General features: G+C 71.3%; 12 protein-coding genes. 3 read left to right on the forward strand and 9 right to left on the reverse strand.

What is annotated here, in order from left to right; translation table 11 throughout:
• The first annotated feature begins 88 nt into the window (after positions 1 to 88).
• Complete coding sequence (locus tag ACWCQ1_RS15940) at positions 89 to 1,513, forward strand: lipase maturation factor family protein (protein ID WP_451026710.1); 1,425 nt, start codon at positions 89 to 91, stop codon at positions 1,511 to 1,513.
• A gap of 7 nt (positions 1,514 to 1,520) precedes the next feature.
• Here the strand turns inward: ACWCQ1_RS15940 and ACWCQ1_RS15945 are convergent, their stop codons facing one another.
• From ACWCQ1_RS15945 to ACWCQ1_RS15980, 8 genes are read right to left on the reverse strand one after another with little or no spacing between them, the layout of a single operon-like run.
• Positions 1,521 to 2,345, reverse strand: coding sequence for an amidohydrolase family protein (locus ACWCQ1_RS15945; protein WP_358600982.1), 825 nt, complete (start codon positions 2,343 to 2,345; stop codon positions 1,521 to 1,523).
• On the reverse strand, positions 2,342 to 2,656 hold the full coding sequence (locus ACWCQ1_RS15950) for an L-rhamnose mutarotase (RefSeq protein WP_133046566.1): 315 nt from the start codon (positions 2,654 to 2,656) through the stop codon (positions 2,342 to 2,344). Before ACWCQ1_RS15950 ends, ACWCQ1_RS15945 begins: the two co-directional genes overlap by 4 nt.
• Positions 2,653 to 3,612 carry an aldo/keto reductase gene (locus tag ACWCQ1_RS15955; protein WP_451026711.1) on the reverse strand — a complete coding sequence of 320 codons (960 nt, stop codon included), beginning with the start codon at positions 3,610 to 3,612 and terminating at the stop codon, positions 2,653 to 2,655. Before ACWCQ1_RS15955 ends, ACWCQ1_RS15950 begins: the two co-directional genes overlap by 4 nt.
• Positions 3,613 to 3,614: 2 nt before the next feature.
• Positions 3,615 to 4,370 (reverse strand): SDR family NAD(P)-dependent oxidoreductase, encoded by a 756-nt coding sequence (locus ACWCQ1_RS15960; RefSeq protein WP_133046564.1) that lies wholly within the window; start codon positions 4,368 to 4,370, stop codon positions 3,615 to 3,617.
• Positions 4,367 to 5,707, reverse strand: coding sequence for an L-fuconate dehydratase (locus tag ACWCQ1_RS15965; protein ID WP_133046563.1), 1,341 nt, complete (start codon positions 5,705 to 5,707; stop codon positions 4,367 to 4,369). The genes ACWCQ1_RS15960 and ACWCQ1_RS15965 overlap by 4 nt, the downstream gene beginning before the upstream one ends.
• 36 nt (positions 5,708 to 5,743) lie before the next feature.
• The gene (locus tag ACWCQ1_RS15970) at positions 5,744 to 6,772 is read right to left on the reverse strand and encodes an ABC transporter permease (protein ID WP_133046562.1); all 1,029 of its coding nucleotides are present in this window, start codon (positions 6,770 to 6,772) and stop codon (positions 5,744 to 5,746) included.
• Positions 6,765 to 8,282, reverse strand: coding sequence for a sugar ABC transporter ATP-binding protein (locus tag ACWCQ1_RS15975; RefSeq protein WP_358600972.1), 1,518 nt, complete (start codon positions 8,280 to 8,282; stop codon positions 6,765 to 6,767). The genes ACWCQ1_RS15970 and ACWCQ1_RS15975 overlap by 8 nt, the downstream gene beginning before the upstream one ends.
• Complete coding sequence (locus ACWCQ1_RS15980) at positions 8,279 to 9,349, reverse strand: sugar ABC transporter substrate-binding protein (protein ID WP_133046560.1); 1,071 nt, start codon at positions 9,347 to 9,349, stop codon at positions 8,279 to 8,281. Before ACWCQ1_RS15980 ends, ACWCQ1_RS15975 begins: the two co-directional genes overlap by 4 nt.
• A gap of 165 nt (positions 9,350 to 9,514) precedes the next feature.
• Between ACWCQ1_RS15980 and ACWCQ1_RS15985 the strand changes: the two genes are divergently transcribed.
• Positions 9,515 to 10,216 carry a FadR/GntR family transcriptional regulator gene (locus ACWCQ1_RS15985; protein ID WP_133046559.1) on the forward strand — a complete coding sequence of 234 codons (702 nt, stop codon included), beginning with the start codon at positions 9,515 to 9,517 and terminating at the stop codon, positions 10,214 to 10,216.
• 369 nt (positions 10,217 to 10,585) lie between these two features.
• Here the strand turns inward: ACWCQ1_RS15985 and ACWCQ1_RS15990 are convergent, their stop codons facing one another.
• Positions 10,586 to 11,719, reverse strand: coding sequence for an FAD-dependent oxidoreductase (locus ACWCQ1_RS15990; RefSeq protein WP_451026712.1), 1,134 nt, complete (start codon positions 11,717 to 11,719; stop codon positions 10,586 to 10,588).
• 139 nt (positions 11,720 to 11,858) lie between these two features.
• On the opposite strand from ACWCQ1_RS15990, the gene ACWCQ1_RS15995 reads away from it, so the two are divergent.
• Positions 11,859 to 12,536, forward strand: a complete 678-nt coding sequence (locus ACWCQ1_RS15995; RefSeq protein WP_451026713.1) for a TetR/AcrR family transcriptional regulator — start codon at positions 11,859 to 11,861, stop codon at positions 12,534 to 12,536.
• The last annotated feature ends 16 nt before the right edge of the window (positions 12,537 to 12,552 follow it).

Genomic DNA, 12,552 nt, shown 5'->3' on the forward strand with positions numbered 1-12,552 from the left:
CACTCGCTTGGGTTACGCAAGCGGAGGAGGGTTACACGGAGAGTGACGTACGGTTCGGCGCGACAATGAGATGAGGAGCGCACGGCAAGTGGACTGGTTCACCGCACCCGAGTACTGGATGAGCCGGCTGGTCTTCCAGCGGGCCCTGGCCGGCGTGTACCTGGTGGCGTTCCTGACGGCGGCCCTGCAGTTCCGCGCGCTGATGGGCGAGCGCGGCATGCTGCCGGTCCCCCGGTTCGTGCAGCGGGTGCGTTTCCGGCAGGCCCCGAGCGTCTTCCAACTCCACTACTCGGACCGCTTCTTCGCGGTCTGCGCCTGGACGGGCTGCACGGTCTCGGCGGCACTGCTCGCCGGGCTGGACTCGTACGTCCCGCTCTGGGCCGGGATGCTTCTGTGGCTGATCCCCTGGGCCCTGTATCTGTCGATCGTCAACGTCGGTCAGACCTGGTACGCGTTCGGCTGGGAGTCCCTGCTGCTGGAGGTGGGGTTCCTGGCGGTCTTCCTCGGCAACGACGAGGTGGCCCCGCCGGTCGTCGTCCTGTTCCTCCTGCGCTGGATCCTCTTCCGTGTCGAGTTCGGCGCGGGGCTGATCAAGATGCGCGGTGACGCGTGCTGGCGGAAGCTGACGTGCCTGGACCACCACCACGAGACCCAGCCGATGCCGGGCCCGCTGAGCTGGTTCTTCCACCATCTGCCGAGGCCCGCGCACCGGGTGGAGGTGGCCGCGAACCATGTCACCCAACTCGTGGTGCCCATCCTGCTGTTCACACCCCAGCCGATCGCCACGGCCGCCGCGTCCCTGATGATCGTCACCCAGCTGTGGCTGGTCCTGTCGGGCAATTTCTCCTGGCTGAACTGGATCACCATCGTCCTGGCCACCTCCGCGTTGCGGCTCCCCGAGGACGCGCCGTCCACGGTCCCGGCCGCCCCGCTCTGGTACGAGGTCCTGGTACTGGCCGTCGCCGTCCTCCTCGCGGGGCTGAGCTACCAGCCCGTCCGCAACATGATCTCCCGCCGCCAGATCATGAACCGGTCCTTCGACCCGCTCCATCTGGTCAACACCTACGGGGCGTTCGGGAGCGTCAGCCGGATCCGGTACGAGGTGGTGATCGAGGGCACCGACGACGACGTACCGAGGGAGGACTCGGACTGGCGGGAGTACGAGTTCAAGGGCAAGCCGGGCGATCCACGGCACTGGCCCCGCCAGTTCGCGCCCTACCATCTCCGCCTGGACTGGCTGATGTGGTTCGCCGCGCTGTCGCCCGGGTACGCCGGCGCCTGGTTCGGCGCCCTGGTGGAACGGCTCCTGGAGAACGACCGCGACACCCTGCGCCTCCTGCGCCGCTCCCCGTTCCCGCCCGACGCCCCGCCCCGCTACATCCGCGCCCGCCTCTTCCGCTACCGGTACACGAGTTGGCGGGAGCTGCGGGAGACGGGGGCGTGCTGGGAGCGGACCTACGTACGGGAGTACCTGCCGCCCACGCGGCTGTCGGGGGTGGCGCAGCGGTCGTAGCGGTGCTCTAGAGGCCGTAGACGCGGGCGGCCGTGGTCTCGAAGAGCTGGGTGTGTTCGGTGGGGGACGTCAGCCGGCGGGCTGCGTCGATGACCTGCCCGTAGGTCGCTCGCTCCGTGCACACCGGCCAGTCCGAGCCGAACATCAGGCGGTCCGGGCCGAAGGCCTCCAGGGCCGTCTCGGCGTACGGGCGCAGGTCGTCGGTGGTCCAGCCGGCGGGGTTCGCCTCCGTGACGAGGCCGGAGAGTTTGGCGACGGTGTTGGGCCGGGCGGCGAGGGCGTGCAGGTCGGTGGACCAGGGAGTCAGGGCACCCGAGGCGATCGGGGGCTTGCCCAAGTGGTCGAGGACGAAGGTGAGTTCGGGGAGGTCCGCGGCCGCCTTGGCGCAGGACGGGAGCTGGTGGGGCAGGACGACCAGGTCGTAGACCAGGCCCGCCGCGGCCACGGCCGCGAGGCCCCGGCGTACGTCCGGGCGCAGCAGCCATTCGGGGTCCGGCTCGCCCTGGACCTGGTGGCGGATGCCCTTGAGGTACGCGCCGCCGGGGAGCTCGCGCAGCCGGGCCAGTTCGTCGGCGATGTCGGGACGGGTGAGGTCGGTCCAGCCGACCACACCGGCGATGAGGTCGTGCGCGGCGGCCAGCTCCAGGAACTCAGGGGTCTCCTGCGGCACGGTGACCGTCTGGACCAGGACCGTGCGGTCGATCCCGGCGGCCCGCGCCTCGGGTTCGAGGTCGGCGACCGTGAACGTCCGCCGCAGCGGGCTGCCTTCGGGGATCCAGTCCTGGTCGCGGACCGCCAGGTCCCAGACGTGGTGGTGGGCGTCCACCGTCATGGCAGCTCCCAGACGACGGGCAGCCCCGCCTCCGCGCCCTCGGCGGAGTAGTCGTGCACCACGTCCAGCAGCTCCGCCATCCGGGCCTGCCAGGTGATGTTGACCGGGAGCTTCTCCAGCTCGGCGAGGAGGCGGCTGTAGTCCTCGCACTCCAGGACGTGGAAGAGGTCGGTGCCGCTGCGCCAGATCGTCCAGGAGGTGGCGCCGGCCGCGCGGATGGCGTCCGTGAGCTCCCTCGGGACCTCGCGGTGGGCGGCCTCGTACTCGGCGACGCGGTCCGCGCGGACCTTGGTGTGCAGGGCGACTCTCATGACGGGTCCTCGGCGGGTACGGGGGCATGGGCGGGCAGCAGTCCGCTCTCGCGCAGCTCCTGCCAGAAGGCGGCGGGCACCGGCGTCGCGAACTGGTCGGCGCAGTCGTGCACCTCGGCCGCCGAACGGGCTCCCACCAGCACGCTCGTGACGGCCGGGTGCGCCGCGCAGAAGGCGAGGGCGGCGGCCCGCAGGCTGATGCCGTGCCGCTCGGCGACCGCCTGCATGCGCAGGGCCCGGTCCAGCAACTCGGGTGGCACCGCCGCGTAGTCGTAGGTCGCCCCCGGCTTCGGATCCGCCAGCAGGCCCGAGTTGAAGGCTCCCCCGATCACCACCGAGACGCCTCGGGCGACGGCCGCGGGGAGGAGTTCCGTGAGCGCGCTCTGGTCGAGCAGGGTGTAGCGGCCGGCGCACAGCACCACGTCGACGTCCGTCTCGCGGACGAAACGGGTGAGCATCTCGGCCTGGTTCATCCCCGCGCCGATCGCGCCGACCACGCCTTCCGAGCGGAGCTTCTCCAGCGCGGGACAGGCCTCCCGGAAGGCCTGTTCGGCGTGGTCGTCCGGGTCGTGCAGGTAGACGATGTCGACGCGGTCGACGCCGAGCCGTTCCAGGCTGGCGTCCAAGGTACGGCGGATGCCGTCCGCGGTGAAGTCCCACACCCGTCGGTGGGTGGCGGGGACGGCGAAGCCGTGCGCGAGGTCGTCCCCGCCGTCGGACGAGGGCTCCAGGCGGCGGCCGACCTTGGTGGAGAGCGTGTACTGCTCACGCGGGTGCTCGCGCAGGACCGCGCCGAGGCGGCGTTCGGACACGCCGAGCCCGTAGTGGGGTGCGGTGTCGTAGTAGCGGATGCCGCGCTGCCAGGCGGCGGAGACGCCCTCGTACGCCTGTTCGTCGGTGACCTCGGTGTAGAGGCCTGCGATGCCGGCCGTTCCGAGACCGAGTCCATGGGGCATGCTCACTGGCCCACCGGCCTCAGGCGCAGTCCCTGCATGCCGCCGTCGACGGCCAGGGAGGTGCCGGTGGTGGCGCCGGAGAGGGGGCTGGCCAAGTAGGCGATGGCGCCTGCGACCTCGGCGGCGGAGACCAGGCGGCCGGTGGGCTGGCGGGCCTCCAGGGCGGCGCGTTCGGCGGCCGGGTCGGAGGCCTTGTCCAGCAGGCGGCCGACCCAGGGGGTGTCGGCCGTACCAGGGTTGACGCAGTTGACGCGGATGCCCTCGCGGACGTGGTCGGCGGCCATGGCGAGGGTCAGCGAGTACACGGCGCCCTTGGTCGCGCTGTAGAGCGCGCGTTGCGGGAGGCCGGCGGTGGCGGCGATGGAGCAGGTGTTGACGATCGCAGCGTGCCGCGATGCGCGCAGATGCGGCAGCGCGGCGCGGGTCACGCGCACCATGCCGACCACGTTGACGTCCAGGACCCGGTGCCACTCGGCGTCGTCGTTGTCCTCGACGGTGCCCTGGGCGCCGATGCCCGCGTTGTTGACCACCACGTCGAGACCGCCGAGCTCGGCGACCGCGGCGGCCACCGCCTCGCGTACGGAGGTGTCGTCGGTGACGTCCGCCCGGAAGCCGAGCAGCGGCTTCTCCACCGGGGCCGGGTCGAGGTCGAGGACGGCGACCTGGGCGCCGCGGGAGGCGAGAAGTTCGGCCGTGGCCCGTCCGATGCCGGAGGCTCCACCGGTGACCAGGGCCTTCAGCCCCTCGAAGTCGGTCATGCCGCCTGTCCCTTCTTCTCGTCGAGGTCGGCGACCCAGAAGTCGCCGTCGGGGAAGGTGTACCGCGCGATCGACTCGGGACGCATGGCGGCCGAGAATCCGGGCGCGGCGGGTGCCTGGTAGTGGCCCTCGCGGATCACCACCGGGTCGAGGAAGTGGTCGTGCAGATGGTCGACGTACTCGATGACCCGGTTCTCGGTGGTGCCGGTGACCGCCACGTAGTCGAACATCGACAGGTGCTGGACGAGTTCGCACAGGCCGACGCCGCCGGCGTGCGGGCAGACCGGGACGCCGAACTTGGCGGCGAGCAGCAGGATGGCGAGGTTCTCGTTGACGCCGCCGACGCGGGCCGCGTCGATCTGGACGACGTCGAGGGCGCCGGCCTGCAGCAGCTGCTTGAAGACGATCCGGTTCTGCACGTGCTCGCCGGTGGCCACCTTGACCGGGGCGACGGCCTCGCGGATCGCGGCGTGGCCGAGGACGTCGTCGGGGCTGGTGGGCTCCTCGATCCAGTACGGGTCGAACTCGGCCAGCGCCTTGGTCCAGCGGATCGCCTCCGCCACGTCCCAGCGCTGGTTGGCGTCGATGGCCATGCGGATGTCCGGTCCGACGACCGAGCGGGCGACCCGGCAGCGGCGGATGTCGTCCTCGAGGTCGGCGCCGACCTTCAGCTTGATCTGGGTGAAGCCGTCGGCGACGGCCTGGGCGGCGAGCCGGGTGAGCTTCTCGTCGCTGTAGCCGAGCCAGCCGGCGGAGGTGGTGTAGCCGGGGTAGCCGCGCTCCAGCAGCCGGGCGGTGCGTTCCTCGGCGCCCGGCCTGCCCCGGCGCAGGATCTCCAGCGCCTCCACGGGGGTGAGGGCGTCGGTGAGGTACCGGAAGTCGATCTGTCCGACCAGCCACTCGGGGTCGGCCTCGGCGAGCAGCCGCCACAGGGGTTTTTCGGCGCGCTTGGCGGCGAGGTCCCACACGGCGTTGGTGACCGCGCCGATCGCCATGTGCATCACGCCCTTCTCGGGCCCCAGCCAGCGCAGTTGGCTGTCCCCGATCAGGTCGCGGTAGACCTGGCCCGGGTCGGCGCACAGTTCGTCGACGGACCGTCCGACCACGTGGTGGCGCAGCGCGTGGATCGCGGCGACCTGGACATCGTTGCCCCGCCCGATGGTGAAGGTGAAGCCGTGCCCCTGCGGACCGTCCTCGTCGTCGGTGCGCAGCACGACGTAGGCGGCCGAGTAGTCGGGGTCCGGGTTCATCGCGTCGGAGCCGTCGAGCTCGCGCGAGGTCGGGAACCGGATGTCGTAGGTGTCGACCGCGGTGATGCGGACGGGCGTCGGGGACACGGAGTGCCTTTCGGTCGGTGGCGGGGTCAGGGCGGGTCAGTCCTGGGCGCGGCCCGTCGTCACACGGGCGATCATGAGGGCGACCAGGATGATTCCGCCGTAGATGGCCTGGATCCAGAAGGACGGCACCTGGGCGAGGGTGAGCAGGTTCTGCACCACGCCCAGCAGGAGTACGCCGGTCAGCGCGCCGAACATGGTGCCCTTGCCGCCGTCGAGGCTGATGCCGCCGATGACCGCCGCCGCGAACACGGTGAAGATCATGTTCTGGCCCTGGTTGGCGCTGATCGCGCCCACGTAACCCGTCTGCATGATCCCGCCGACCGAGGCGAGGACACCCGCGACCACGTACACGCCGAGCATCACCCGGTCGACGCGGATACCGGCCGCGCGGGCCGCGTCCGCGTTGCCGCCGATGGCGTACAGGGCGCGTCCGACGCGGTGGTACTTCAGCACGAGCCCGGCGACGGCGAAGGCGACGGCCGCGAGCCACACCGACAGCGGCACGTTCAGGAAGGTGCTGGTGGCCAGGGTGTAGAAGCTGTCGGGCATGCCGAACAGGGTCTTGCCCTTGGTGGCGCCGACCAGCAGTCCACGCAGCACGATCAGCATCGCGAGCGTCACGATGAACGCGTTCAGCTTGAACTTGACGACCAGGACGCCGTTGAAGGCGCCGACGGCCGCGCCGACCACGAGGATCGCCAGCAGGGCGAGCCCGGCGGGGAGTTCGGTGCCCCAGCCGGAGGCCGCGGACGGCAGCACGAGCAGGGCGCCGACGGCGGGCGCGATGCCGACCACCGATTCCAGGGAGAGGTCGAACTTGCCGGTGATCAGGACGAGGGACTCGGCGAGCACGACCATCGCGAGGGCGGCCGAGGCGCCCAGGATGGAGATCAGGTTCCGCTCGGTGAGGAACGCGTCGTTGACGACCGCGCCCAGCACCATCAGCAGCAACAGGGCGGGGACGAGGGCCAGTTCGCGGGCCCGGCGCAGCAGTACCGTCTTGGCCGACCGCGCGACGGGGGCGCTCAGCGGCGCGAGCGGCTCGGCCGCCTTGGTGTCAGCCATGGTCAACTCCTTCGATGGAGGCGATCAGCTCGTGGTCGCGCCAGCCCGCCGGGTGCTCGGCGACGACACGGCCGTGGAAGAGGACGAGGACACGGTCGCAGCGCCTGAGGTCGTCGAGTTCGTCGGAGACGACCAGGACGGCGGTGCCGTCCTCGCGGGCGCTGTCCACGCGGGCGAGCAGTGACTCCTTCGACTTCACGTCGACACCCGCGGTCGGGTTGAGGAGGACCAGCAGCCTGGGGTCGGAGGCGAGGGCGCGGGCCATGACGACCTTCTGCGCGTTGCCGCCGGACAGGGCGGAGACCGGCTGCTCGGGGCCCTCGGCGTGGATGTCGAGGCGGTCGATCAGCTCGGCGGCGAAGCCGCGTTTGCGGTCGGTGCCGATGAAGCCGAAGCGGCCGAGCCGGTCCAGGACGGTCATGGTGGAGTTGTCGCCGATGCTCATGCCGGCGACCAGGCCCTGTTCGTGCCGGTCGCGCGGCACGCAGCCGACGCCGGCCTCCAGAGCGGCCTGCACCGAACCGAACTTCAGGCGTTCGCCGTCGAGTTCGGCCGTACCGCCGGTCGGGGTGCGCAGCCCCGCGAAGGCCTCCGCCAGCTCGATCTTGCCGCTGGCGCTGGAGCCGGCGAGGCCGACGACCTCGCCGCGCCGGACGGTCAGGTCGACGTTCTCGTACGCCTCCGAGGTGAGCCCGCGTGCGTCAAGGAGGACGGGGGCCGCGTCGTCGACGGCCCTTTCCCGCAGGCCCTGTTCGGCGATCACCTCGATGGACTCGCCCGCCATCGCCTCGACCAGGGCCGCCCTGGGCAGTTCGGCGACGGGGGCCGTGGTGATCCAGCGGGCGTCGCGCAGCACGGTGACGGTCTGGCAGACCTCGTACACCTCCTGCAGATGGTGGGAGATGAACAGGAAGGTGACGCCCGAGTCCTGCAGGCCGCGCATGCGGGCGAAGAGCCGCTCGATCTCACGGTTGTCGAGCTGGGCGGTCGGCTCGTCGAGGATGATGAAGCGGGCGCCGAAGCTCAGCGCCCGGGCGATCTCCACCATTTGACGGTCCTCGACCTTGAGGTCGGCGGTGCGGGCGTCGGGGTCGACGCGGACGTCCCAGGTGTCGAGCAGCCGGGCGGCCTCGCCGCGGAGCCTGCGCCAGCTGATGAAGCCGCGCTGGAGGGGCTGGCGGTTGATGAAGAGGTTCTCGGCGACCGTCAACTCGGGGACGACGGTGGGGTGCTGGTAGACGCAGGCGACCTTGCGGCGCCAGGCGTCGCGGTCGGTGAGCGCGGGCGCGGGCTCGCCGTCGAAGCGGACCGTGCCCTCGTCGGGCGCCTCCAGTCCGGTGAGGACACGGACCAGGGTGGACTTGCCGGCGCCGTTGCGGCCGACGAGGGCGTGGGACTCGCCGGGCAGCACGGTGAGCCGGCCGTCGGCGAGGGCGGTGGTGGGGCCGTACCGCTTGACGATGTCGCGTGCCTCGACAAGCGGTACGACCGGGCTGTCAGATGCGCTCATTTGACCGTGTTGCCCCAGAGCTTGGGGTCGTCGACGTTGTCCTTGGTGACCAGGGGCGCGGGCAGCTGGTCCTCGAGGATGCCGCTCGGCAGCTTGACGATGGTCGAGTCGTGGTCCGTCGGGCCCGGCTTGAAGCTCTTCCCCTCCATCGCCGCCTTGATGTAGTACATGCCGTACTTGGCGTAGGCGTCGGCGGGCTGGGAGACGGTCGCGTCGATCTCGCCCTTGCGGATGGCGTCGAACTCCTGCGGGATGCCGTCGTTGGAGACGATGACGATGTGGCCCTTCTGGCCCGCCGCCTTCAGCAGGTTCTTCGACTTCAGGGTCTGCAGGGTGGGCGCGAGGTAGACGCCGCCGGCCTGCATGTAGATGCCCTTGATGTCGGGGTTGGCGTTGAGCAGGGTGCCCAGCTGGGAGGCGGCCGTGTCGGACTCCCACTTGGCGGGGATCTCCAGGACCTTGAGCTTGGGGTACTTCGTCTTCACGCAGGTGCGGAAGGCCTGGGAGCGGTCGCGGCCGTTGACCGAGGCCAGGTCGCCCATGATCTGCACGACCTTGCCGCTGGTGACCTGCCGGCCGAGGTAGTCGCAGGCCTTGGTGCCGTAGGCGACGTTGTCGGCGCGCACCACCATGGCGACCTTGCCCTTGTCGGGCGCCACGTCGACGGCGACGACCGGCACGCCCTTGCGCTCCGCCTGGTCGAGGCCGGCCTCGATGGCGGCGCTGTCCAGCGGGGCCACGACGAGGCCCTTGACGCCCTGGTTGAGCTGGTTGTTGATGTCGGTGATCTGCTGCGAGGGGTCGCTGTTGGAGTTGACCGTCTTCAGCGCGTCGACGCCTTCGGACTTGGCCATCTTCGGCACGTAGTCGTTGTACGACTGCCAGAACGGGGAGGTCAGCAGGGGCAGGATCACCCCGACCTTGCCGGTCCCGCCGCCTCCGGCGCTGCCGGAGCCGGTGTCCTTGGTGCTGCCGCAGGCGGCGAGTAGGAGAGAGGCGCCGACGACCGCAGCCATCGCGCCGACGATCCGTGACCTGTACTGCTTGCGCGCTGTCGTGCCGGGCATGTGGGCGGCTCCTCATTGAGCGGGTTCGAGCAGATGCCACGCATATTTATCAGACCACTTCCCGGAAACAACACCCTCCGACGCGATTTTTTCCCCTCCTCTGACGGTATTGGTCCGACCACCCCCGGGGATAGACTGCGGCGCACCGGCGACAGGAGGAACGGCGTGGACGAGACCGCCCCGCAGAAGGGCACGGTGACGCAGCGCGCCATCGAGCGGATCAAGGCGATGATCGCCGAGGGCCGCCTGGAGCCCGGCCAGCGCCTGCCGACCGAGCGCGACCTCGCCGCCCAACTGGGCATGTCCCGCAGCTCGATGCGCGAGGCGATCCGCGCGCTGACGGTCCTTGGTGTCCTGGAGGCCCGGCACGGTTCGGGCATCTACGTGACGCAGCTGGAGGCCGGGGACCTGCTGGAGACGTTCGGTGTCGTGGCCGATCTCTCGCGCGGGCCGCGGCTGGTGGAGCTGCTGGAGGTGCGGCGCATCCTGGAGTCGACGGCCACCGCGCTGGCGGCGGCCCGGATCACGCCGGACCAGCTGGCCGAGGTCGAGAAGCATCTCACCGCGATGAACGCCACCGACGACCCCGAGGAGATCCTCGCCCACGACCTCGCCTTCCACCGCGAGATCGCCATGGCCGCCGGCAACGACACCATGGCCGCGATCCTGGAGGGCCTGTCGTCGCGGACCTTCCGCGCCCGCGTCTGGCGCGGCTACCAGGAAGAGGGCGCCTTCGCCCGCACCCGCCGCGAACACGCCGCGATCCACCGAGCCCTGGTCGCCCACGACCCAGAGGCGGCCCGCGCGGCAGCGGCCGCCCACGTGGGCGAGGTGGAACAGTGGCTACGAAGCCAACTCGGGGAGTAACGGAACTGGGGCCGGGCGGGGTGGGGGAACGGCGGCCGGCCGGGGATGGGGGAACGGATCGGTGGCTGGGGGGAACGGGTCGGCTGCTCAGGGGAACGGATCGGCGGCTGGGGGCAGCCCCGGCCGACCGGGAGCGCGGCCGGCAGCCCCGGGAGTAGCGGGACCCGCGTCTGACGGCGGCCCCTGGGAGTGGCGAAGCCGAAGGAAGCTCCGAAAAACGGATCCGCGGTTGACGGCAACCCCGCCGAACCGGAGCCGCGGGCGGCACCCCGGGAGGAGCGGCACCCGCGGCTGACGGCAGCCCCCGGGAGCAGCGAGGCAGAAGGAAGCCTCCACCCCGAGATCAACGCCCCAGCCCGCCCCCCGGGTTCATCCCGGCTGGCCCTTGCCCGTGAAGAAGTCGACCAGGCTGTGTGGGGCGTTTTCGCCGAGGAGGAGGTCCTGGAGTTGCGCGGACGCGGTGGCCTCGGCGGCGCTGCGCGGGAACATGGCCTCCTCGTACGCGGTGAGGGCGGACTCGGGGTCGTCCGGGTGCGCGGCGAGCGCGTTGCCGAGTTCGGCGGCGTCGTACATGGCGAGGTTGGCGCCCTCGCCGGACGGGGGCATGAGGTGGGCGGCGTCGCCGAGCAGGGTCACGCCGGGCACCCGGTCCCAACGGTGGTCGTTGGGCAGGGTGTTGATGGGCCGCAGGACCAGCGGCGTCTCACCGTCCGTGATCAGCGCGGTGAGTTCCGGCGCCCAGTCCTCGAACTCCGCCGCGACCAGCGCCCGGGCCGCCTCCGCGTCGGCGAAGTCGACGGCGTCCAGCCACTCCTGCGGCCTGGTGAGCTGTACATAGGTGTGCAACACGCCGTCGGGCTCGCGGTGGGCGCTGATGCCCTTGCCCGGGTCGAGCGCGAAGAGGGAACCGTCGCCCACGGCACGGGCGGTGGCGGGGTGGCGGGTGTCGCTGTCAAAGAGGTACGTCTCGATGACGGACAGGCCCACGTACTCCGGCTTCGCGTCGGACAGCAGCGGACGGACCCGGGACCATGCCCCGTCCGCGCCGACCAACAGACCGGTCGTCACCGTCGTACCGTCCGCGAACGTCACCTCGTGCCGACCGTCGTCGAGAGACCGCGCTCCCGTCACCTTGTGTCCCCACCGGATCGCGTCGGCGGGCAGCGAGTCGATCAGGATCCGCCGAAGGGCACCGCGGGGCACCTCAGGGCGCCGACCCGCTCCGTCGTCGGGCTCGTCCAGCAGGACCTTTCCGTCCTTGCCCATCACCCGTGACGCCTCGGCACCCGGGTGGACGATCCCGAGGAACTCGTCGAAGAGCCCGGCCGCCTTGAGGGCGAGCTGTCCGTTGTGGTCGTGGATGTCGAGCATCCCGCCCTGGGTGCGGGACACGGGCGAGGCCTCCGCCTCGTAGACCGTCGCCGGGATCCCATGGACGTGCAGGACACGCGCGAGCGTCAGCCCGCCGAGCCCCGCGCCGATGATCGTGACGTGCGTGGTCATGGTGCTTCCTCCCCATCGCGGACCACCGGCCGGGCGCCTGGCGGATCCCTCTGGAACGCCGTTCCAGCACCACCACACTGGAACATCGTTCCAGGCACTGTCAAGCTGGAACGGTGTTCCAGGAGGGTAGGATGACCTCATGGCAACCAAGGCGCGTCGTCCGGAGCGACGCCAGGAACCGCTCTCCCGTGAGCGCATCGTCGGCGCCGCCGTCGAGCTCCTCGACTCCGTGGGCGAGGGCGGGCTCACCTTCCGCGCCCTGGCCGAACGCCTCGCGACCGGGCCGGGGGCGATCTACTGGCACGTGGCGGGCAAGACCGAACTCCTCGCCGCCGCCACCGACGCCGTCGTCGCCACGGCCCTCGCCGGCGACCACACCGACGCCACACCGAACGAGGCGATCCGGGCCCTCGCGCTCGGCCTGTTCGACGCCATCGACGACCATCCCTGGGTCGGCACACAGCTGGCCCGCACCCCTGCGCAGCCGCCGATGCTCCAGGTCTTCGAACGCATCGGACGTCAGGTGCGGGCCCTTGGCGTGCCCGAGGCCGCCCAGTTCACGGCGGCGTCCGCGCTGCTGAACTACATCCTCGGAGTCGCGGGCCAGAACGCGGCCAACGCCCGGACGCACCAACCGGGCGGGAACCGCGCCGAGTTCCTCGACACGGTGGCGACCGCATGGGAGGACCTCGACCCGGACCAGTACGCGTTCACCCGCGGTGTCGCCGGTCAGCTCCGCGAGCACGACGACCGGGCCGAGTTCGCCGCCGGCATCGACCTCATCCTCACCGGGATCACCGCCCACGAGTGGCCGTGAGCGGTGAGGGCCACTC

This window comes from Streptomyces sp. NPDC002144 (assembly GCF_053593695.1).